This window comes from Xanthomonas sp. NCPPB 3442 (assembly GCF_056725145.1).
Genome location: NZ_CM161514.1, coordinates 155,261 through 178,273, shown reverse-complemented (window position 1 = coordinate 178,273; position 23,013 = coordinate 155,261). Strand labels below are relative to the sequence as shown.

The 23,013-nt window shown below is 66.0% G+C and carries 15 protein-coding genes; 2 read left to right on the top strand and 13 right to left on the bottom strand.

Annotated features, from left to right (window positions below; translation table 11 throughout):
* Positions 1 to 180: 180 nt before the first annotated feature.
* The 8 genes from kduD to AC1POX_RS00705 form a co-directional block, all read right to left on the bottom strand.
* A complete protein-coding gene (gene kduD / locus AC1POX_RS00740; protein WP_008575030.1) occupies positions 181 to 936 on the bottom strand; it encodes a 2-dehydro-3-deoxy-D-gluconate 5-dehydrogenase KduD in 756 nt (251 codons plus the stop codon).
* A gap of 182 nt (positions 937 to 1,118) precedes the next feature.
* Positions 1,119 to 1,973 carry a 5-dehydro-4-deoxy-D-glucuronate isomerase gene (gene kduI, locus AC1POX_RS00735; protein WP_011345891.1) on the bottom strand — a complete coding sequence of 285 codons (855 nt, stop codon included), beginning with the start codon at positions 1,971 to 1,973 and terminating at the stop codon, positions 1,119 to 1,121.
* Between the two features lie 346 nt (positions 1,974 to 2,319).
* Positions 2,320 to 3,378, bottom strand: coding sequence for a LacI family DNA-binding transcriptional regulator (locus tag AC1POX_RS00730; RefSeq protein WP_372356629.1), 1,059 nt, complete (start codon positions 3,376 to 3,378; stop codon positions 2,320 to 2,322).
* Positions 3,379 to 3,519: 141 nt separating this feature from the next.
* Positions 3,520 to 5,103, bottom strand: a complete 1,584-nt coding sequence (locus AC1POX_RS00725) for a family 43 glycosylhydrolase (RefSeq protein WP_029818203.1) — start codon at positions 5,101 to 5,103, stop codon at positions 3,520 to 3,522.
* A 193-nt stretch (positions 5,104 to 5,296) separates the two neighbouring features.
* Positions 5,297 to 6,580 carry a TRAP transporter large permease gene (locus tag AC1POX_RS00720; RefSeq protein WP_008574485.1) on the bottom strand — a complete coding sequence of 428 codons (1,284 nt, stop codon included), beginning with the start codon at positions 6,578 to 6,580 and terminating at the stop codon, positions 5,297 to 5,299.
* Positions 6,580 to 7,101, bottom strand: coding sequence for a TRAP transporter small permease (locus AC1POX_RS00715; RefSeq protein WP_031420591.1), 522 nt, complete (start codon positions 7,099 to 7,101; stop codon positions 6,580 to 6,582). The genes AC1POX_RS00720 and AC1POX_RS00715 overlap by 1 nt, the downstream gene beginning before the upstream one ends.
* Positions 7,102 to 7,111: 10 nt before the next feature.
* Entirely contained in the window at positions 7,112 to 8,110 is a 999-nt protein-coding gene (locus AC1POX_RS00710; RefSeq protein ID WP_008574481.1) for a TRAP transporter substrate-binding protein, read from the bottom strand.
* A gap of 37 nt (positions 8,111 to 8,147) precedes the next feature.
* The gene (locus tag AC1POX_RS00705) at positions 8,148 to 8,969 is read right to left on the bottom strand and encodes a 2-keto-4-pentenoate hydratase (protein WP_008574478.1); all 822 of its coding nucleotides are present in this window, start codon (positions 8,967 to 8,969) and stop codon (positions 8,148 to 8,150) included.
* Positions 8,970 to 9,107: 138 nt separating this feature from the next.
* On the opposite strand from AC1POX_RS00705, the gene AC1POX_RS00700 reads away from it, so the two are divergent.
* A complete protein-coding gene (locus AC1POX_RS00700; RefSeq protein WP_372356628.1) occupies positions 9,108 to 10,184 on the top strand; it encodes an alpha/beta hydrolase in 1,077 nt (358 codons plus the stop codon).
* Complete coding sequence (locus AC1POX_RS00695) at positions 10,181 to 11,803, top strand: carboxylesterase/lipase family protein (RefSeq protein ID WP_042841087.1); 1,623 nt, start codon at positions 10,181 to 10,183, stop codon at positions 11,801 to 11,803. The genes AC1POX_RS00700 and AC1POX_RS00695 overlap by 4 nt, the downstream gene beginning before the upstream one ends.
* 45 nt (positions 11,804 to 11,848) lie before the next feature.
* Here the strand turns inward: AC1POX_RS00695 and AC1POX_RS00690 are convergent, their stop codons facing one another.
* From AC1POX_RS00690 to AC1POX_RS00670, 5 genes are all read right to left on the bottom strand, one after another.
* Positions 11,849 to 12,997, bottom strand: coding sequence for an aldo/keto reductase (locus AC1POX_RS00690; protein ID WP_014088968.1), 1,149 nt, complete (start codon positions 12,995 to 12,997; stop codon positions 11,849 to 11,851).
* Positions 12,998 to 13,065: 68 nt separating this feature from the next.
* Positions 13,066 to 13,560: a metallophosphoesterase family protein gene (locus AC1POX_RS00685; protein ID WP_071118692.1), complete on the bottom strand. Its 495-nt coding sequence runs from the start codon at positions 13,558 to 13,560 to the stop codon at positions 13,066 to 13,068.
* 195 nt (positions 13,561 to 13,755) lie between these two features.
* On the bottom strand, positions 13,756 to 15,939 hold the full coding sequence (gene glgB, locus AC1POX_RS00680; protein ID WP_372356627.1) for a 1,4-alpha-glucan branching protein GlgB: 2,184 nt from the start codon (positions 15,937 to 15,939) through the stop codon (positions 13,756 to 13,758).
* Between the two features lie 11 nt (positions 15,940 to 15,950).
* The gene (gene treS / locus AC1POX_RS00675; RefSeq protein ID WP_372356626.1) at positions 15,951 to 19,301 is read right to left on the bottom strand and encodes a maltose alpha-D-glucosyltransferase; all 3,351 of its coding nucleotides are present in this window, start codon (positions 19,299 to 19,301) and stop codon (positions 15,951 to 15,953) included.
* On the bottom strand, positions 19,298 to 22,414 hold the full coding sequence (locus AC1POX_RS00670) for a maltotransferase domain-containing protein (protein ID WP_372356625.1): 3,117 nt from the start codon (positions 22,412 to 22,414) through the stop codon (positions 19,298 to 19,300). The genes treS and AC1POX_RS00670 overlap by 4 nt, the downstream gene beginning before the upstream one ends.
* Positions 22,415 to 23,013 lie beyond the last annotated feature (599 nt).

Sequence of the window (23,013 nt, the reverse complement as noted above, 5' to 3'; positions counted from 1 at the left end):
TGTGCGCGCCTGGGTGCGGTCTTGATTCGCTTTCAGGTGCATTGTCGGTGAGCGATCAGGTTCTGAAGAACGTGTCGGAGCTGCGGGACGCGTCTGGTCATGTGCATGCACCCCGACCCTCATCCGCCCTTCGGGCACCTTCTCCCAATGGGAGAAGGAGAGCCGTACAGAGGCGAGCGCTTAGCGCGCCAGCCAACCACCGTCGACCGGAATGATGGCGCCGTTGACGTAGTCCGACGCGCTGCTGGCCAGGAACACCGCGGTGCCGCCCAGGTCGGCCGGCACGCCCCAGCGCGCGGCCGGAATGCGGTCCAGGATGGCCTTGTTGCGGTCTTCGTCGGCACGCAGCTGCGCGGTGTTGTCGGTGGCCATATAGCCCGGTGCGATGGCATTGGTGGTCACGCCCTTGCTGGCCCATTCGTTGGCAAGCAGGCGGGTGATGCCGGCGATGCCGGACTTGCTGGCAGTGTAGGACGGCACGCGGATACCGCCCTGGAACGACAGCATCGAGGCGATGTTGATGATCTTGCCGCGGCCCTGCGCGATGAAGTGACGGCCTGCGGCCTGCGCCATGAAGAAGGCCGATTTCAGGTTGACGTTGAGCACGTCGTCCCAGTCCTGCTCGCTGAAATCCACCGCATCGGTGCGACGGATCAGGCCGGCGTTGTTGACCAGAATATCCAGCCCGCCGAGGCCGGCGATGGTCTCCTCGATGATGCGCTGCACCGGCTCGATGCTGATCAGGTTGGCTTCGATGGCGATGAAGCGGCGGCCCAACGCCTTGACCTTGGCTTCGGTCTCGGTGGGCGCCTGGATGCCGGCGGCAGCGATGTCGGCACCTGCCTCGGCCAAGGCCAATGCGATGCCCTGGCCCAGGCCGGTATTGGCACCGGTGACCAGTGCGACCTTGCCTTCGAGACTGAACGGATTGCTCATTACCTTATCGCTCCTGCTGGATGTGCCGTGGTGTGATGAGTAAGCCGCGTAGCGCGCGGCCGGGTTGTACGAACTGCTGCAACGCCGGCGCCCAACTGGGTCGCGCCAGCGTTGTTGGCGCTCGCCTCGCACAAGGCGGCGTCATGTCTGGCCTGGTGGGTGCCGGCACGTCGATGCAGGCCTTACTTGAGCTGGCAGATGTCCAGCACGTGCATGTCGGTGTAATCCAGGTTTTCGCCGCCCATTGCCCAGATGAAGGCGTAATTGCTGGTGCCGGCACCCATGTGGATGGACCACGGCGGCGACACCACCGCTTCGTTGTTCTGGATCACGATGTGGCGCTGCGCATCGGGTTCGCCCATGAAGTGGTAGACGCGGTCGTTGGCGCCCAGGTCGAAATAGAAATACACCTCGCTGCGGCGGTCGTGCAGATGCGGCGGCATGGTGTTCCAGACGCTGCCGGGCTTGAGCACGGTCAGGCCGAGCAACAGCTGCGAGGACTGGCAGGTGGCCGGCACGATGTACTGGTAGATGGTGCGCTCGTTGCTGGTTTCCAGCGCACCGCGCTCCAGTGCCACCGCATCCTTGATCGAGAGCTGCTTGGTCTCAAAGCGCGCATGCGCCGGCGTGGAGGCGAGATAGAACTTGGCCGGGTTGGCCGCGTCTGCGGAGGCAAAACTGACATCGGTGCTGCCCATCGCCACGTACAGGCCGTCCTTGGGCCCCAGCGTGTAGGCGGTGCCGTCCACGGTCACCGTGCCGGTGCCTGCGCCGACATTGAGAACGCCCAGCTCGCGACGCTCCAGGAACGGATGCCCCGCGGCCGAGGCGGGCTCGGTCTGCCTGGGCAGTTCCAGCGTCTTGCCCAGCGGCGCGGCGCCACCGAGCACGAAGCGCTCGTAGTGGGTGTACTTGAGCGTCACCGCGTCGTCCACGAACAGCCCATCAAGCAGATACAGCTCGCGCAGCGCGTCGTTGCTGGCGCCCTTGATGGCGTCGGGATGGGTGGCGTAGTGCGTTTTGCAGTACAGGGACATGGCACTTCTCCAAGGCAAGCAAGGGGGAACGTGGGCTTGCACGGGGCTAGTCTACCGACTCTGGTTAACCGGTGTCATTGCGCAGTGCACGAAAGACGGTGTCGGTGGACGCACGGACTACCAACTCCCTTCTCCCATCGTGAGAAGGTGCCCCGCAGGGGCGGATGAGGGTACGAGGCTGCGCGCTGTGTTGAAGAGCACAGCTTGCTTTGTGGGTGGTGGCCTATTGCCTTCCGGCGCAAGCCTGAGCTTTCTAAATTGGCTGCCTGCCGCCTTACCCTCACCCCAACCCCTCTCCCGCAGGCGGGAGAGGGGCTTTGTTCCTCTTCCGCCAGGACCAAGTAGCTCAATCTTCCGGCGGCTGGCAGGAGTCGCGCACGATCAGGTGCGGCCGCACGCTGGCGATGGGCAGCTGCGGCGCGTTGTCGGGCTGGATCAGCATCGCCGCGGCGGTGCGGCCGGTGTCGCGGGTGTGGCGGCGCACCGAGGTCAACGGCGGCCACAGCCGCGAGGCCAGCGAGCTGTCGTCGTAGCCGATCACCGAGAGCTGGCGCGGGATACTGATGCCGGCGCGCAGGGCGACCTTGTAGATACCGGCGGCCATTTCGTCGTTACCGGTGAAGATGGCGGTGGGGCGCTTCTTGCCCAGCAGCAGCTTTTCGGCCGCCGCCACGCCCGATTCGAAGGTGTAACCGGCTTCGACGATGCGCTCGGGCGGCAGTTCGATGCCGCGCCGGGTCAGCGCGTCGGCAAAGCCGGAGGTGCGCTCGATCGAGGAGCGGTAGGCGCTGGGGCCGGTGACCAGGGCGATGTCGCGGTGGCCCAGCGAAAGCAGGTAATCGGCCGCCTCCGCTGCCCCGTCGCGGTCGTGGGTGACCACCGTCTGCGAGGTGGTGTCCAGCGCGATCGAGGCGATGCGGGTGTAGCGGCAACCGATCTCGGCCAGCATGTCGGCCAGCGCCTGGTCTTCGGAAGCGCGTGGCACCAGGATCACGCCGTGCAGCTTCTGCGCCTGCGCAAAGCGGCGCACGCCTTCGATATAGCCGGGACTGCGGCTGTCGCAGGGGTGCACCACCAGTTCGAAGCTGGAACCGCGCAGCGCGTCCAGCGCGCCGTACTGCATGTCCACGATGTATTGCGCGGTGGGGTTGTCGTAGACCATGCCGATCAGGAACGAACGGCGGAACGCCAGCCCGCGCGCGAGCGGGTCCGGCGCATAGCCGACCTCGCGCATCAGCGCCTCGACCTTCTCGCGCGTGTCCTGCCGTACCAGCGGCGAATTGTTGATGATCCGCGAGACGGTCTTCTTGGACACGCCCGACATCCGCGCGATATCGTTGATCGTTGCGACCCGACCCTTCGGCAGGCCAGGCATTCCCTCTTCAGGCATCTTGCGGGCGGGCATAGCGGTCAACCAGTAAAGTTGATTGGATTCTACCGGCCCGACGGCCGGCAGACCTGAGCGAAGCCTGCCGCTGCACCGGGTCCGCCGTGACGGGCCCGCCACAGCAGGCAGCGCCACGACATGCCCGCCGATGCAGAACGGTCAGTCCAGGGCGCGGTAGCGGAAATTGCGGAATTCCACCTGGCCGGGGCCTGCGGCATACAGCGCCGGCTTCAGGGCCAGGAACTTGCCGGCCACGTTGTGGTGGTAACCGGACACTTCCATCTGCACCGGGTACTTGGTCCAGGCCTTGCCATCGGTGCTGCTGTGAATGGTGACGATGTGGCGGTTGTTGGTGACGCGCAGCCATAGCGTGCCGCCGTTGGTGCTGGGCGCCAGCGTGGCCGGGCGTTCCTCGCCGTAGCGATGCATGACGAACTGTTGCCCATTGCTGCCGACGCCGGCATAGAGCTTGTCGCTGTAGAACAGCAACGCCCCGCCCTGTCCGCCCGGTGACACGGTCATCTGCACTTCGAACTGGTAGGCCGGGTCGGTGGCGATCACCGTCAGCGGCGAAGCGTCGCGCGGCGCGCTGCCCTTGCCCTGCAGCCGCAACACGCCATTGCCCACCTGCAGGCGCTTGGCCTCGTCGGCGGCCGGATTGAAGAACGCCCACTGCGGGCCGAGCGTGCTGGCGCGGAAATCGTCCGACAACGCCAACCCGTGCGGCAGGGCCTGCCCACTGGGCTTTTTCAGCGGCGTGCCCAGGTCCCCACCCTTGGCGACGAACCAGCCATCGGGCGTCCATTCGATCGGGTCCAGCAGCGCCTGCCGGCCTAGCGTCCAGTAGCCGTTTTCGTAGCCGTGGTAGAGCATCCACCAGCGCTTGTCGGTGCCCTCCACCAGGGTGGCATGGCCGCGCGACCACCACGGCTCCTGCGCGCTCCTGGTGCGGGTGATCGGGTTGTTGGGCGCGTTCTGCCAGGGGCCGTGGATCGAGCGCGAACGCGCAGTGATCACCATGTGCCCGGTCGGCGGGCCGGCGGTTCCGCCCACGGCGGTGGTCATGTAGTACCAGCCGTTGTGGCGGGTGATCTTGGGGCCTTCCTGGGCGTAGCCTTCCACGTCCCAGCTTTCCGGATATTTCCAGCCGTCGTAGACGTGCTTGGGGGTGCCGACCACCTTCAGGCCGTCATCGGACAGCTGCACGTAATCGCCGCCGCTCAGGAACAGGTAACGCTTGCCGTCCTCGCCCACTGCATGGCCGGGGTCGATGTATTTGCCCAGGCCGATGTCGATCGGCGCGCTCCACGGGCCTTTGATGTCGTCGGCCCAGACCACAAAATTGCTGCGCTCGCCCTGGTCGCCGCGCCGCGCCGGGAAGTAGATGTAGTAGCGCTTGCCGTGCTTGATCAGATCCGGCGCCCAGATCGCGCCCACGTTCTGGGTGATGGCGTGGCCCAGCGGCTGCCAGTTGACCAGATCGCGCGAGTGCCAGATCGGCAGGCCCGGGTAGGCATCGAACGACGACAGCGTGAGGTAGTAATCATCGCCATCCTTGAGCACCGACGGGTCGGGATGGTCGCCGGCCAGCACCGGATTGAGAAAGCTGCCATCGCCCTGGTCGGCGATGCGCTGGTGCTCGATACCGCGCTTCCAGTCCGCCGCAGTGCTCAGGCCGGCGCACAGCAGCAAGCCGCCGGCCATCAGCCAACGCCATCGGGATGAAATGGGACGCACACGCATGCTCTCTCCTAGTCCCGGATGCCGGGCTTTACCACGATGGCGCGCAATGCCACCGGTTAACCAGATGCGGCACAGCCTCCCGCCGGCAGCGACGCCTGACGCGCCTGCATGTGGATGGCAGGCGCTCGTTACCACGCGAACAAGCCGTACCGACCGCCCGTCTGCCGTTACGCAATCACGCAATCGCCCCGGCTCAGGCGCGCAGGGCGCGCGGCAGCCACAGCGACAACTCAGGGAAAAACGCCACGATCAACAGCACGCACAACGCCGCCAGCCAGAACGGCCAGATGGTGCGCATGCTTTGCGCGATGGTGATCTGCCCGATGGAAGTACCGATGAACAACACCGAGCCGATCGGCGGCGTGATCAGGCCGATACCGCCGGCCAGCACCATCACCAGGCCGAAGTGAATCGGGTCGATGCCGTAGGCCTTCACCACCGGCAGGAAGATCGGCGTGCAGATCAGGATCTTCGGCGCCAAGTCCATGAACATGCCCAGCAACAGCAGCATCACCACGATCATCAACAGCACCATGTTCTTGCTGTCGGCAATGGCCTGCAGGAACTTCACCGCTGCCGCAGGCACCTGCAGATAGGCCAGCAACCAGCCGAACACCGCAGCGGTGGCGATCACGAACAGGATCACGCCGGTGGTGCGCGCCGCATGCGTCACCGCCGCGAAGAACTCGGCCCAACGCAATTGGCGATACAGCAATGCGGTGACGATCAATGCGTACACCACGGCAATGGCGGCGCTTTCCACCGCGGTGAAGATGCCGGCGCGAATCCCGATGAAGATCAATCCGACCAACCCCAGGCCGGGCAGCGCACCGATCAGGCGCAGGGCCACCGCACGCCAACCGGGAAAGGCTTCGGTGCCGTAGCCGCGATGACGCGCCACTGCATAGCCGGTCACCATCATCGCGGCGGTCATCAACAACGCCGGAAAGATGCCGGCCGCGAACAGATCGGCAATCGACAAGCCGCCGCCGGCTGCGGCCGAGAACAGGATCAGGTTATGCGAAGGCGGCACCAGCAAGGCCACCAGCGCAGCGGTCATGCTCACGTTCACCGCGTAATCGCGGTCGTAACCGCGTTTGATCATCTGCGGAATCATGGTGCCGCCCACCGCCGAGACATCGGCAATCGCCGAGCCGGAGACGCCGCCGAAGAACAGCGACGACAGCACGCTGACCTGGCCCAGACCGCCGCGCACACGCCCGACCAACGACGAGGCCAAGGCGATCAGGCGTTCGGAAATGCCACCGCGCAACATCAACTCGCCGGCGAAGATAAACAGCGGGATCGCAATCAACGACGCCGAGCCGCTACCGGCAGAAATCTGCTGCACCAGCACTACCGTGGGCAGGTCCAGATACAGCAGCGTGGCCAGTGCCGCCGCGCCCAGGGCGTAGGCCACCGGCACGCCGATCAACAGCAGCACCACGAAGGTGCCCAACAACATGGCGATGCCCATCAGCGCACTCCTCCAGCATGGACCGGGCGCAGCACACGCCACAACTTGAACACGGCAAACAGCACCATCAGCGCACCGCCGATCGACAGCGGCAGGTAGTTGATGCTCTGCGGCATCTGCGCACCGGCCATCTTGATATCCAGCCCGTCCAACAGCAGCGCCGCGCTCCACCACGCCAGCACCGCGCCAATGGACATGATCATCAGCGGGCGGATCACTTCGAACATCTTGCGCACCAGCAGCGGCACGTGTTCGCCCAGCAGGTAGAAGCCGAAGTGGCGGTTGGTATGCACGCCGGCCGCCGCGCCCAGGCTCAGGGCGGTGCTCAGCAGCAACAGGGTTACCGGCTCGGTCCAGCTGGGCGAGTCGTTGAGCACGTAGCGGGTAAACACCTGCCAGCCCTGCACGACCACCAGGCCCAGCAGCGCCAAGGAGGCCACGCCCACGGCGATATCGGAAACGCGGTCCAGCGCGCGCTGCAACGGCGCGACCGGGACGGCAACAGTCTCAGGTTCGGTCATCGGGTCACCTCTATGCGAAATCGCGGATGCGGCGGTACAGCGCTTCGATCTCCGGCTGCTTGCGGTATTCGGCCAGCAGCGGGGCAGCGGCGGCGCGGAACGCCGGCATGTCGACCTGGTTGAGCTTCACGCCGTAGTCGATGACCTGCTTGCGCGCCACCGTCTCGGAGGCATCCCACAAGTTGCGCATCACCGGCACCGAGGCACGCGCCAGTTCCACCACCAGGCCGCGGTCGGCCGCGCTCAGCGATTGGAAACTCTGGCGCGACATCACCAGGATGTCCGGCGCGTAGGAGTGTTCGCTCTGCGACCAGTAATGCGCGGCTTCGAAATGCCGGCTGGACTGGAAGCTGCGCATGTTGTTTTCCGCACCGTCGATCATGTGCGTTTCCATCGCCGAGAACGTCTCGCCCAGCGACATCGGCGTGGGGTTGGCGCCCAGCATGCGCATCAGCTTGAGGAAGATGTCCGACGAGGCCACCCGCAATTTCAGGCCCTTGAGATCTTCCGGGCGATGCAGCGGATGCTTGGTGTTGTAGAAGCAGCGCGCGCCCGAATCGTAGATGGCAAGACCGACCAGATCGCGCTGCTCGAAGCTGCGCAGCACGCTGTCGCCGACATGCCCGTCGATGGCCCGGCGCAGATGCGGTACCGAATCGAACACATACGGCAGGCATAGCGCCTGCGTGAGCGGGAAGGTGTTGTTCAACGCGCCCGAATACACACGGGTGATGTCGATGGCGCCAAAGCGCGCCATGTCGATCGCCTCCGACTCGCGGCCCAGTTGGCCGGAGTGGTACTGGCGCAGCTTGAGCCGGCCATGGGTGCGTTCTTCCAGCTGCTTGCCGAACCAGCGCACCGCTTCCACGGTGGGGTAATCGCCGACGTGCACATCGGTGGCGGTGAGCAACTGCCCGCCGGGAATCGGCGTGGTGGCGCCGGCACCCAACCAGGGGGCGGCAGCCGCGGCGCCGAGCCCGGCACCAAGAAAATGTCTGCGTGTGATCATTGGCGCCCTCCCAAGCGTCTGGTCACGGGGGCCGCCGTCAACTGGCGGACACAGCCGTACAGGAAATATCGCCGATGCCGGCGAAGCGAATCAGGGCACGCTGCCCCACTTCGATGTCGTGGATACCGGTGGCATTGCCGGTGGCAATCAGATCACCGCGCTTGAGCGGACGCCCGCGCTGTGCCGAACGGCTGAGCGCGAATGCGTAGGCCGCGCGCAGGCCGCCGGGCAAGGTGGTGGCGCCGCCGGTGCCGACCACCTGGTCGTCGATCAGCGTCTGCGCAGTGAGCGCAGCCTCGTCGCGCGCCAGCCAATCGGTCACTTCCGGGCCCAGAATCAGGCCGTTGTTGTTGCCGAAGTCCGAAATCACCACCCGCGGGCCCAACTGGTTGATGGTGGCCAGCGGGCTGCTGGCGATTTCCACCCCGATGAACAAGGTGGCCGGCACCTGCGCGGCCTGCTCCGGGGTAAAGTGGGTCTGCTCGGCCGGGGCATCGGCGCCGAGCACGAGCACATATTCGGCTTCCACCGCGCCGAAGCCGCCGACAAAGATCGGGAACTCGGTTGTTCCACCGGTAGCATTCCAAACCTTCTGCGAGAAGATCGGGCCAAGCAGGCGCTCGTCGCCGGATGCATCGCGGCGCTCGGCGGCGATATACCCCACCTTCCAGCCCACGACATGGTCGTGCCATTGGCTGATGGCGATGTCCTGCACCTGGTAGGCGGTGACCAGATCGTCGGGGATTTGCCCGGGAAAGTCAGGCAGCGATGCCCCTGCACGGCGTGCTTCCACAAAGCGCTGGGCGATGGCGGACAGCGTGGATGTGGACGGTGGCGGAGTGGCGGCGTCGTTGCTCAAGGGTGTCTCCCCGATAGGTGTCTTGTTGCACTGCCAATCGACAGCGGCACGGTGTGCTGTATATGGTAAACCGGTGTCATTGGCAATGTGCACTGCGGCATTGTGGTCGCGGTGACGAAGTGGCCCTGGGAGGGGTGAATGGAACAGACACGCCAAACGCGGGCTTTGACCGCGCTTTCGCGCGCCACGCGGCATGGCCTGGCGCTCGTTGTGCTGGGCGTGCTGCTGGCGCGCCCCGCGCCGGCGGCCGAGCGACCGAGCGCCGACACTGCCGCCGAACAGGCCAGCCGGATCGCGCTGTGGCCAACGCCGCTGGCACCGGGGGATACGGCGCTGCCGCAACCGCAGCGCATCGTCGAGCGCAGCAGCGACCCGGCGCAGCCGGATCGCTACATCCAGCAGGTCAGTAGGCCGTACCTGGTGGTCTACCGGCCCAAACAGCCCAATGGCACCGCCCTGCTGGTTGCGCCTGGCGGCGGCTATCAACGCATCGTGCTGGACAACGAGGGCAGCGCGCTGGTGCCCGGTTTCGTCGACACCGCCGGCATCACCCTGTTCGTGCTGCGCTACCGGCTGCCGGGCGAAGGCCACCCGAACAGCGCCGACGTGCCGCTGGCCGATGCGCAACGTGCCTTGCGGCTGATCCGCGCCAATGCGGCGCGCTATGGCATCGATGCGCAACGCGTGGGCGTGATGGGCTTTTCGGCCGGCGGCCATGTCGCCGCCAGCCTGGGCACGCGTTACGCCGCGCGGGTGTATCCGCCCATCGACGCGGCCGATGCACTGAGCGCACGACCGGACTTCCAGTTGCTGATCTACCCGGTGATCGACATGGATAGCGCCAACGCGCACAAAGGCTCACGCGAACGCCTGATCGGCAGCGCCCCGAGCCAGGCGCAGGTGCAGGCCTATTCGCCGCAGCTGCACGTGGACGCGCACACGCCACCCACTTTTTTGCTGCATGCGCAGGACGACAGCGTGGTGCCGGTGCGCAACAGCCTGCTGATGCACGCTGCGCTGCTGCGCGCCGGGGTGCCCAGCGAGCTGCACGTATTCCCGCAGGGCGGCCATGGTTTCGGTGCTGCCAGCGGCAGCGGTCTTACCGTGTCCGCATGGCCGCAGCTGGCGCAAGCCTGGATCGCGCATGTCACCAAGCCGCAGCCGCCTGTAGCCAAGCCTGCACCACCTTCACCGGCGAAGGAGATGGCGCGATGACGACCCAAGCCACCCCCGACACGCGACGCCGCACGCTGCTGCGTGGTGGCCTGCTCGCGACTGCGGCAGCAACGCTTCCCGGCTTCGCTGCCGCGGCCGTACTTGCGCCGCCACGCGACGATGGCGCGCCGCTGGCACGCGTGCGTGGCGGCGCGCTGCGCGGCTACCGCGACCAGGGCGTCTGCGTGTTCAAGGGCATCCCGTATGGCGGCGACACTGCCCCGCGTCGCTTCCAGGCGCCGTTGCCGGAGACGCCGTGGCACCACGTGCGCGATGCCAGCGGATTCGGTGCAGCGGCGCCGCAGCTCAAGGCCAACGAGCCCACCAGTGAGGACTGCCTGTTCCTCAATGTGTGGACACCTGGCCTGCGCGATGGCGGCAAGCGGCCGGTGTTGTTCTATATCCACGGCGGCGGCTACACCACCGGCTCCGGCAGCGACCCGCTCTACGACGGCGTGCGCCTGTGCAAGCGCGGCGATGTGGTGGTGGTCACCGTCAATCACCGGCTCAATCTGTTTGGCTACCTGTCGCTGGCGCAGCTGGGCGATGCCGGTTTTGCCGACTCCGGCAATGCCGGGCAGCTGGACCTGATCCAGGCCCTGCAATGGGTGCGCCAGCATGCGGCCGAATTCGGCGGCGACGCCAACAATGTCACGGTGTTTGGGCAATCGGGCGGTGGCGCCAAGATCGCCACGCTGATGGCGATGCCGGCCGCGCGCGGGCTCTTTCATCGCGCCTGGACCATGAGCGGGCAACAGGTCACCGTGGCCGGGCCGCGTGCGGCCACCCAGCGCGCGCAACTGTTGCTCGATGCGTTAAAGATTGCGCCAGGCGAGATCGCGCGCATGCGCACGCTACCTGTGGCCCAGCTGCTGGCCGCCGCACGTGTGCGCGACCCTTCGCGGGTGGAAAACACCGCGCTGTATTTCGGCCCGGTGCTGGACGCGCGCAACGTGCCGGTGCATCCGTTCTGGCCAACTGCGCCGGTGCAGTCGGCCCGCATCCCGATGGTGATCGGCAATACGCGCGATGAAACACGCGGCTTTCTCGGTAACGATGCGAAGAATTTCGCGCTGAGCTGGGACGAGCTGCCGGCCAGGCTGGAGGCGCAGCAATACGTGGACCTGTTGCCGCAGGTGGTCATTGCCGAATATCGGCGGCTCTATCCGCAGTACACGCCGTCGCAGGTGTTCTTCGCAGCCACCACCGCCGGCCGCTCGTGGCGCGGCGCTGTCGAAGAAGCCGAGGCGCGTGCCCGTCAGGGCGCGCCCACCTGGGTCTATCAACTGGATTGGGGTTCGCCGCTGGATGGCGGCAAGTTCGGCGCCTTCCATACCCTGGATATTCCGCTGGTGTTCGACAACGTGCGCCAGCCGGGCTCGCGCACCGGCGATGGTGCCGATGCGCAGCGCATGGCCGAGCAAATGAGCGAAGCGCTGATTGCGTTTGCCCGGCATGGCGAACCCAACCGCCGCGGTGCGCCGCACTGGCGGCCCTACTCCTTGAAACGGCGCGAAACGCTGGTGTTCGATACGCCGAGCCGGTTGGAACTGGATCCACGTGGTGGCGAGCGCGTGTTGTATCAACAAGCGCCGTTCATTCAACGCGGGACGTTTTGATTGCCATGCAGCGCAAACACCATGCGCTGCGCGCGGGCCCGGCCCTCAACGCGCCGCGGGCACCGGCGCGTCTGCCTCCATCACGCCTTCGCGCTTGAGCGCTTCCCACAGTGCCGGCGGAATCGCCACCTGCATCGAGGTTGCATTGGCGCGGGCCTGCTCGGCCGTGCGCGCACCGGGAATCACCGCCGACACCACCTGCGGAGCTGCAGCAAATTGCAGCGCAACGGTGCGTAGATCCACGCCATGCCGGTCGCAGATGGCCAGCGCTTTCTGCCGCTTGGCAGGCGCCCATGGCGGAATGGTGCCGTCGTAGAGATACCGCTCGCGCCCGGCCAGATAGCCAGCCAACAATGGCGCACCGACCACCACCGAGGCGCCATGCTTTGCGATCTTCGGGAAGGTGTCATGCAAGGCCTGCGCATGGTCGAGCAGCGAATACTGGCAGGCGAGCAGGAAGATGTCGGGGTCGGCTTCTTCGATTGCGCGCAAGGCCGGCTCAGGACGATTGACGCCAAAGCCCCAGGCCTTGATCAAGCCCTCCTTGCGCATCTTGGTCAGCTCCGGCATCGCGCCCTTCACCGCCTCGGCGAACCGCTGCTCCCATGGCATGCCCAGGTCTTTTTCGTTCTCCGGCGAGAGATCGTGGATATACGCGATGTCGATCTGCGACACCCCCAGACGCTGCAGGCTGTCTTCGATCGAGCGCCGTACACCGGACGCGCTGTAGTCGTAGCGATAGTCGAACGGCGAAGGTTGCTGCCACATCGTCTTGGGCGGCGTGTCGGTCGCGGTGAGTAGGCGCCCGACCTTGGTCGACACCACGTAATCGTCGGCCGGATGGTTGTGCAGATGATGGCCGGTACGTCGCTCCGACAAGCCCAGCCCGTACCAAGGCGAGGTATCGAAATACCGCACGCCCGATTCCCATACCGCTGCCAGCGTTTGCTCGCTCTGGGCGTCGGTGGCAGGCGCAAAGCCATTGCCGATGGCCACGCCACCGAAGCCGAGACGACTGCGAGGCCGGTAGCGTGCGCCCTCGACGCGCGGATTGGTCGGCAATGCGCCCGCATCGGTTTTCCCGCGCGTGGGCATCACGCTGCCGGGCGCCGACGATTGCGCCATCAACGGTGCAGCGGCCAATGCCGCAGTACCGGCCGCGGCAGCAGAAAGGAATTGGCGACGTGTATTCATGGGGAATCCCTTGCAACAACGTGGCCCACGAGCATGGCCCCGCCGATGTGCATGCCAAGTCAGCGGACTCAGCCAAGGGCCAATGGCTGCACGTGCGCGCGCGGCGCGCCATCGCCCAGCCAGAGCATGGCCACGCTGATCGGCAGACTGAAGCGACGCGGCCCGGCGCTGCCCGGATTGAGGTACAGCACCCCATCGTGCATGTGCACCGACGGCTTGTGCGAATGGCCGCTGATGACCACATCCGCCTGCACCTGCGGTGCCAGCGTCTTCAGATCGTGCAGCACGTGGATACGCACACCAGCGATGTGCAGATCCAGCGTCTGCGGTAAGCCGTTCGCCCACGGCTTGTCGTCGATATTGCCTGCGATGGCATGCAGCGGTGCCAGTGCCCGCAACGCCTCAAGCACCTGCGGCTTGCCCACATCGCCGGCGTGGATGATCTGCGAGCAGCCCTTAAGCGCGGCAAGCGCTTCGGGCCGAAGCAGGCCATGCGTATCGGAGATCACGCCGATGCGCGTACCGGTGCCCGTCTCGCCATCATCGTGTTTGCGCGTGATCATCGGGATGACCTGCTGCTGGATGACTTGCTGCGCAAGCGTCCGCCTGCACAGACCCATGCCATCACAGTCGAGTGGGAGCGCAGCAATGCAAGCGATGCCAGCACATGGCCCACCCTGTCGATGAAGAAAGCTGGAGGCATGACGCAGCTGCCGCCTACCGCCGGGCCGTTTGCCCGGTGGTAGGCGCAGGAAGCATCAGCCATACGGCGTCAGCACGATGGCGCCCAGCGGTGGCAACAGCAGCGGCAGCGATTGCGCGTGCCCATGCATGGATTGCTGCTCGGCCGTCACGCTGCCGCCATTGCCCAGGTTGCTGCCGCCGTAGATGCCGGCGTCGCTGTTGAACACCTCGCGCCACTGGCCGCCTTGTGGCACGCCGATGCGATAGCCGTGCTGCACGACCGGGGTGAAGTTGATCACCACCAGCACCGGTGCGTCGCCACGTTTGCCCTTGCGCAGGAACGCCACCACGCTATTGCCGGCATCGTCGCCCACCACCCAGGCGAATCCGGACGGATCGTCGTCGTGCGCATGCAGCGCCGGGTATTGCACATACAGCCGGTTCAAATCGCGCACCAACGTCTGCACACCACGATGGCGAGGGTCGTCGAGCAAATGCCACGGAAGGCCGGCGTCGTGGTTCCACTCGGTCGGTTGGCCGAATTCGCAGCCCATGAACAGCAACTTGCGCCCCGGGTGGGTGAACATGAAACCCAGGTACGCACGCAGGTTGGCGAAGCGCTGCCAATCGTCGCCCGGCATGCGGCCCAGCAACGAACCCTTGCCGTGCACCACTTCGTCGTGCGAGATCGGCAGCACGAAGCGCTCCGAATACGCATAGACCATGCTGAAAGTCAGCTCACCGTGGTGGTAGCGGCGATAGATCGGATCCAGCCCGGCGTAATGCAGGGTGTCGTGCATCCAGCCCATGTTCCACTTGTAGTGAAAGCCCAGGCCGCCGTGCGCCACGTCGGCGGTGACACCGGGAAACGCAGTGGATTCCTCGGCAATCATCACCGCGCCCGGCGTGTGCTCGCGCACCACCTCGTTGAGCCGGCGCAGGAACGCGATGGTCTCGTAGTTCTCGCGCCCGCCGTGGATGTTGGGTATCCACTCGCCGGCGTTGCGGCTGTAATCGCGATACAGCATCGAGGCCACCGCATCCACGCGCAGGCCATCGACGTGATAGCGCTGCAGAAATTCCATCGCACTGGCAATCAGGAACCCGGACACCTCGCGGCGGCCGTGGTTGTAGATCAGCGTATTCCAGTCGCGGTGGAAGCCTTCGCGTGGGTCGGCATGCTCGTACAGCGCGGTGCCGTCGAAATGCGCCAGCCCGTGCGCATCGGTGGGAAAGTGCGCCGGCACCCAATCGACGATTACGCCGATGCCTTCGCGGTGGCAGCGGTCGACAAAGCGCGCAAATCCATCGGGTGTCCCGAAACGCGCGGTCGGCGCGAACAGACCCAATGGCTGGTAGCCCCAGGAGCCGCCGAACGGATGCTCGCTCACCGGCATCAACTCGACATGGGTAAAGCCCATATCGGCCACGTACGGAATCAGGCGATCGGCCAGCCCGTCCCAATCCAGATCCAGGCCTGCTTCGCGCAACCACGAGCCGGCATGGATCTCGTAGATGCTCATCGGCGCGTCATGGGCCTGGCGGCGCGCACGCGTGGCCATCCAGCCGTCGTCGCTCCACTGATGCGGCGTGGGATCGGCCACGATGGACGCAGTGCCCGGCGCAAGCTCCGCGCGGCGTGCCACCGGGTCGGCCTTGGCCGGCAGTTCGTGCCCGTGCGGACCGCGCAGCTGGTACTTGTAATGCGCGCCGGGGCCGACGTCGGGCACGAACAACTCCCACACGCCGGCCTGGTGACGCAGCCGCATCGGATGCCGGCGCGCGTCCCAGCTGTTGAAGTCGCCCACCACCGCCACGCGCGAGGCATTCGGTGCCCAGACGGCAAAGCGCGTGCCGCGCACGCCGTCCACTTCGACCACGTTGGCGCCCAACGCGTCGGCCAATTGCAAGTGGTGGCCTTCGCTGATCAGGTGCAGGTCGAAGTCACTGAGCTGCGGGCCGAACGCGTACGGGTCGGCGGTCTCCTGCTCGCCACCGGGCCAGCCGATGCGCAGGCGATACCCACCGTGCGCCGGCAACTCGCCGGCGAACAGGCTCGGCTCCGGGCCGGCGTCCAGCGCCACCACCTGCCCGTCGTCGAGCACCGCGCTGACCCGGTCGGCGCCGGGTAGATAGGTGCGCAACAAGCGCCCGTTGTCGGACGGGTGTGCGCCCAATACCGCGAACGCGTCGCCATGGCGCGCCTCTGCCAGGGCGCGTACCGCGCCGGGATCCCATCGATTGCTCACTGCTGTCATTACTCCACTCATCATGTGTCTCCTGCACCGGCGCGTGCGCGTTGCAGGATGCGTCGCAAGCCTTCGATCGGCACCATCAACCAGCCAGGGCGATTGGCCGCTTCATAACGCACTTCGTAGCAAGCCTTCTCCACCAGGAACAACAAGGTGGCTGCATTGAACGCCGCCGGCGCAATCCACGGATGGGCGCTGGCGTCGAGCACGGCATGGTAAGCGTCCAGGAAGGCTTGTGTGGAGCGGCGGCGGAATTGCACCAGAAATTCGTCCAGGTGCGTGTCCACGCCAACACCCGCGCGGGCGGCGGTGCCTTCCTCGCCACGTGCCGACACTTCGCTGGCGTAATCGAGCGAGCGCAGGAAGCCAGCCACGTCGCGCAGCGGGCTGGCCTTGGCGCGGCGTTCGGCCAGCGGCTTGGCCGGCTCGCCTTCGAAGTCGATCAGCACCACATCGTCGAAGGCCACCAGGATCTGGCCCAGGTGGAAATCGCCATGAACGCGCGTGAGCAAGGAATCGGCCAGCACGCTCGGCGCCCTGGCGAGCAAGGCATCCAGCTGCGGGCGCTCGGCGAGCACCGCCTCCAGCGCCTCGCGTTCGGCGCTGTCTTCGCTGCCGGCCAGGCGTGCGTTGACGGTGTCCCACATCTCTTCGACCTGGCGTCCCACGCCGGCCACCACATCGTTGGCGGTGGGCAGGTCGATGCGTTGCGGCGCGAAGTCGGCATCGTCGGTGGCGCGCGACAGCGCTTCGTGCAACTCGGCCAGGCGCTTGCCCACCACGGCGGCGAAGGCATCGTAGCCGGCGACCGCTTCGGCGCGCGCCTCGTCGGTCTGCGCGGTGGCGTATTCGTCGAAGCTGCGCGCCAGATGGTCCAGCGTCCAGCGCCAGGCATCGCCCTGGTTGCGGATGAAGCCCTGCAACAACGCGATGGTGGTGACGGTGCCCTGCGCGTCGATGCGGCTGACGCTGCCCAGCAGTGGCGCGGCATTGGCATAGCCCATCTCGGTCAAGCGGCGGCCGATCTCGATCTCCGGGTTCGCGCCTACGGCCACATGCCGCAGCAGCTTGAACACGGCCCTGTCGGCGACCACCAGCGAGCTGTTGCTCTGTTCGGCCGACAACCAGCGGATCTCCGGATCTTGCGGGATATCCAGCGTTGCCAGTGCCGGTGTGGCTTCGAAACAGACCTGCCCCTGTTGCGAGGCATCGTCGCCGTCGCAGAAGTCCAGCGCTGCATTGCTGCGCAGCGCATCGATCACACCGCGCACCATGGGCTTGAGCGCAAACGCATCGGTGAGATAGCCCACCTCGCGGCCCTTGCGCACGCGCGCCAGCGCCAGCTGCTCGGCCAATGTGCTCGGCTGCTCGCGCTCCCACACGATGCCCACCGGCAGCATGTAGCGCTCGTGGCGGCCGTCTTCCAGCTCTACCTCCAGTTCCAGCAGCGTCATCGGCTCATCGCCCGGCAGCGGCGTGCGGCGCGCGATGCGCACGCTGCGCAGCGCCTGGTCCTTGGCCGAGAACCAGCGTCGTGCCGATAGCCACGCCGGCAGGATTTCGCCTTCCAGGGTGGGCAGATGCGGCAGCAGTGCGGCGCTTTCGTCGGCATCGCTGCGCAGCACCAGCGTGCGGTAATCCGGCAGCGGCACCGGGCTGGGGACATGCCAATCGGGCAATGTGCCTTCGCTGACCAGCTGGAAGGCGTAGAAGCCGAACGGCGGCACCGTCAGCAGATAGGTCAACCGGCCGATCGGCGGGAAGCTGCCGCCACCGATGATGTCCACCGGCACCCGGCCTTCGAACTCGGACAGATCCAGCTCCACCGCCTGCAACGTATGCGAGAGGTTGGCCACGCACAACACGGTTTCATCCTGATAGCAGCGCAGGTACGCCAGCATGCGGCGGTTGCCCGGGTACAGGAAGCGCAAGCTGCCGCGGCCGAAGGCCTGGTAGCGCTTGCGCACGCTGAGCACGCGGCGGGTCCAGGTCAGCAGCGAATGCTGGTCGCGCATCTGCGCTTCCACATTCACCGCCTGGAAGCCATACAGCGGGTCCATCACCGGCGGCAGCACCAGCTGCGCCGGGTCGGCGCGCGAGAAGCCGCCGTTGCGGTCGATCGACCACTGCATCGGCGTGCGCACGCCGTCGCGATCGCCCAGGTGGATGTTGTCGCCCATGCCGATCTCGTCGCCGTAATACAGCACCGGCGTGCCGGGCATGGTCAGCAGCAACGAGGTCATCAATTCGATGCGGCGGCGGTCGCGCTCCAGCAGTGGCGCCAGGCGGCGGCGAATCCCCAGGTTGATGCGGGCGCGGCGGTCGGCGGCATAGGTCTGCCACAGATAATCGCGCTCCGAATCGGTCACCATTTCCAGCGTCAACTCATCGTGGTTGCGCAGGAAGATCGCCCACTGGCAGCTTTCCGGAATCTCCGGGGTCTGGCGCATGATGTCGGTGATGGGGAAGCGGTCTTCGCGCGCGATGGCCATGTACATGCGCGGCATCAGCGGGAAGTGGAACGCCATATGGCATTCGTCGGCATTCTGGCCGAAATACTGCTGGGTATCTTCCGGCCACATGTTGGCTTCTGCCAGCAGCATGCGGTCCGGGTATTCCGCGTCCAGGGTGGCGCGGATCTTGCGCAGGATCGCGTGGGTTTCGGGCAGGTTTTCGTTGGAGGTGCCCGGGCGCTCGATCAGGTACGGCACCGCATCCAGACGCAGGCCATCCACGCCGCGATCCAGCCAGAAACGCATCACCTCCAGCACCGCCTCCAGCACCGCCGGATTATCAAAGTTCAGATCCGGCTGGTGCGAGTAGAAGCGATGCCAGAAGTATTGCCCGGCCACCGGATCCCAGGTCCAGTTGGATTTCTCGGTATCGCAGAAGATGATCCGCGTGCCTTCGTATTCCTGGTCGGTGTCCGACCATACGTAGAAGTCGCGCTCTGGCGAGCCAGCGGGCGCATGACGCGCGCGCTGGAACCAGGGGTGCTGGTCGGAGGTGTGGTTGATCACCAGCTCGGTGACGATACGGATGCCGCGCGCATGCGCCTGCGCCACCAGCTGCTCGAAATCCTCGATGCTGCCGTAGTCCGGATGCACCGCCATGTATTCGGCGATATCGTAACCATCGTCGCGGCGCGGGCTGGGATAGAACGGCAGCAGCCAGATGGTGTCCACGCCCAGTTCGGCGATGTAGTCCAGCTTGGAAATCAGCCCCGGAAAATCGCCGATGCCGTCGTCGTTGGAGTCGAAGAACGACTTGACATGCACCTGGTAGATGATCGCGTCCTTGTACCAACGCTGGTCGGCAACCACGGCGGACTGCTCTGCGTCGGCTTGTAACGATGCCACTGCATTCATGCGACCTCTCCTGCGCGGATGCGCCATAACGCGAACGGTCGCGTTGCCTCTAGACGGATGTGTTGGTATTTGCCGTGCCACGCGAAACGATGGCCATCCCACAGATCGTCCACGGCAACGCTGGCGTGATCGGGCAGGCCCAGTTCCCACAACGGAATTTCGATATCGGCGTCCTGCCCGGCGTGCGGATCCAGATTGATCGCCACCAGCACCATGCTGCGGCTGCGCGACAGGTAGCCGGCATCCAGGAATTTGCCGTAGTACAGCACCTGCTCGTTATGCGCCTGGTAGAAGCGCGTGCCCAGGTGCGACTGCAGTTCCGGATGCATGCGGCGCAGCTGGTTGAAGCGGGTGATCTCCTCGACGATGTCGCCGGGCGCACGTTCGGGCCAGGCGCGCAGCTGGAATTTTTCCGAGTCCAGATACTCTTCCTTGCCCGGCGCCAGCGGGGTGGCTTCGCAGAGTTCGAAGCCCTGGTACATGCCCCATAAGCCTGAGAGCGTGGTGGCCAGCGCGGCGCGGATCAGATGGCCGTTGCGCCCACTGGTCTGCAGGAACAGCGGATTGATATCCGGGGTATTGACGAAGAAATGCGGGCGGAAGCATTCGCGCGGCACGCCCTCGTTCAACTCTTCCACATAGGCCTGCAGCTCGTGCTTGTGGTTGCGCCAGGTGAAGTAGGTGTAGGACTGCGAGAAACCGCATTTGGCCAGGCGGTACATCATCTTTGGCCGCGTGAAGGCTTCGGAGAGAAACACCACATCCGGGCGCCGGCCGCGCACATCGGCAATCAGCCATTCCCAGAACGGGAACGGCTTGGTGTGCGGGTTGTCGACACGGAACAGCGTGACGCCTTCGTTGACCCAGAACAGCACCGCGTCGCGCAGCGTATTCCACAGGTCCGGCACCGCGCCGCTGGCGTAGAAATCGACGTTGACGATGTCCTGGTATTTCTTGGGCGGGTTCTCCGCGTACGGAATCGAGCCATCGGCGCGCCAGGTGAACCAGTCCTTGTGCTCCTTCAACCACGGGTGATCCGGCGCGCACTGGATGGCAAAATCCAGCGCCACTTCCAAGCCCTGCGCACGCGCGGCCTGGATCAGACGGCGAAAGCCTTCCAGTCCACCGAGTTCGGCGTGAACTTCGGTATGCCCGCCATCGGTCGCACCGATCGCATATGGGCTGCCGGGTTCGCCTTCCACCGCCGTCACCGAGTTATTGCGGCCCTTGCGGTTGTTCAGGCCGATTGGATGGATCGGCGGCATGTACAGCACGTCGAAGTTCATCGCACGGATGTGCGGCAAGCGCTTGATGACGTCATCGAAGGTGCCATGCCGGCTCGCATCGCCACTTTGCGAACGCGGGAACAGTTCGTACCAACTGGCGAAGTGCGCCGCGCGGCGCTCGGATTCCACCCGGAAGGTGACCGGATATTCCGAGCGGAATGGCTTGTCGTCGGCCAGCGCCATCGCCTGCGCGGTGTCCGGCTCCAGCACGATGGCCAGCTGCTGCAGGGGTTCGCTCTGCGCACCGATGCGGGTGAGCACTGCCTGCAGGCGCTCGGCCAGTGCACCGTCGCTGCGCGCCTGTGCGGCCTGCACTGCCGCAATCGCCTCCTGCACATCAACCGGCAGGACCGTATTGGCAGCACGTTTCTTTTCCAGATCCGCATGCAAGGTGGCGAAGACGTCGCGCCAGGCTTCCACGCGAAATTCGTAGGTGCCGATGCGTTCCAACGGAAACTCGGCCCGCCAGCGGTCATTGCCCAACGCACGCATTGGCGCGCTGGCCCAGGTCTTGGCGTCTGCCGGACGCCACAGCACCGCCACCGCGATGCGGTCATGCCCATCGCAGAACGCGTCGGCCTCCACGCAAATGCGGTCGCCCACCGTGCGCTTGACCGGAAAACGGCCGTTATCCACCGACGGCGTCACCGACTCGATGCACACGCGTGGCCAGGTACCGGCGGTCTGCGCACGCGGGCGCATGCGCGGCACGGCCAGCACATGGCGCGCCGGCACGCTGCGATACACGCGCACTTCGCCCGGCTCCAGCGCCTCCAGCGTGGCCCCGGACAAGGTGCGGCCATCTTCGGCCACCAAGGCCTCGGCATCGCCGAGCAGCCGCAACAGGTCTGAGGCCGGCACCGGCACCACATGCCGGGTGTCGCCGTTGATCAGTAACAAGGAGGGCAAGCCGCCCAGCGGCTCGATCGCCACCGCGGTGAGCCCGGTCGCCTCACGCAGCAGCGGGCGCAACCGCATGCCAGCATTGCTGGTTGGCAGGCCGTCGGTGATGCGGATCGACGATGGCAATGCCGCCAGGTGCGCATCGTCCAGCAGCCATGCCCCGCCCAACGCCAGCGCCAGTTGCCAATGCTGCTCGGGCGCCGCGGCGCGCTTGCCATCGGGCGCGTCCAGCACGGCAACGACCTGCGCGGCCAACGCACGCAGTGCGCTGTCTTCGTCGAAGAACCAGCTGCCGCGGCCATCCCACCAGGCAAGCGACGAAAACGCCACATCGAACCCGGCACCGGCCAGCTGCTGCAAGGCCTCCAACCCCAGACCCGGCGTCCACGCCGCAAACACCACCTCCGGCGCCTGCGCGTGCACGCGCGCGATCAACTCGCGCCAGCGCTGTACTGGCACCTGCTGCGGCTGCAGCAGCCGGAAGCCACCCACGCCCTGGCCCACCCACTCCAGCAGGCGCGCACTCCACCATTCCACCAGCGCCGCACCTTCCTGTGCGTAGGCAAAGCGGGCTTCGGCCACTTCCGGCGTCGCACGCGGCTGACGCGGGTCCGGAACCGCGGTGCTGCGCGCGCGGAACCACTGTGGGTTATCGCGCACCACCGCACTGGCACCGCCCACTTCGTCCAGGCGCACATCGATCAACAGCTTTACCCCCGCACGGCGCGCCGCCTGCACCGACTCGTGCAAGCGCTGCATTTGCGTCGGGGCACCGGCCGCCGGCTCGATCAAACGGCCTTCGGCATCGCGCTCGAAGGGCGCGGCCATCACCACGTAATCGCAGCCAGCCTCGCGTGCCGCCACGCAGCGCTGCTCCAGCCCGGTCGGGTCCTTCAGTGCGTCATTGAGAACACAGATGCGCATGGCGCCCCCTCAGCGAACAACGGCGCGCAGGGGCGCCATTACGAGTGAAGCCAGCGCCTGCTTGCCGTTTGGCAGTGATGCGAGCCTTTGCTCACCACACCCCGCACCATCGCCTACACGTACCGAACCTTGCCGTATTGACACATGCCGGCACGCTGCCCGACCGACCCTGCCACCCGTGACTGCACTCATGCGCGACTCCGCAACGATTCTTGACCCATGCAGTCAAGCACCCCCACTGCGAATTTCATGTGTCGGTGGAGTTGACGAAAATCAAACAAGCGCGGCTGTGGTGTGTCAGTGGAGCGCCTACCATCACCGTTGACGATCGCGTGCGCTTCTTGGTGACAGAGGCCACGTAAGGAGGCCTGACCCACACACTGCAGGCCAACATCTCGACCAACTGAGGAGTACATCAGCTGGGTCGCTGCCACCAAGACAAGCGCGTCTCTCAACGCCGTTCGTCTCGCTGGCCAATGGCATCGGATCGAGCAAGTACCTTCAGTATCAGACCTTGCGCATCAGTGGGCCTGACGTCCATGTGACATAACGCTTGAGCGATACCAGGAACACGGCGTGCTCTGCTGCATTCACGCTGC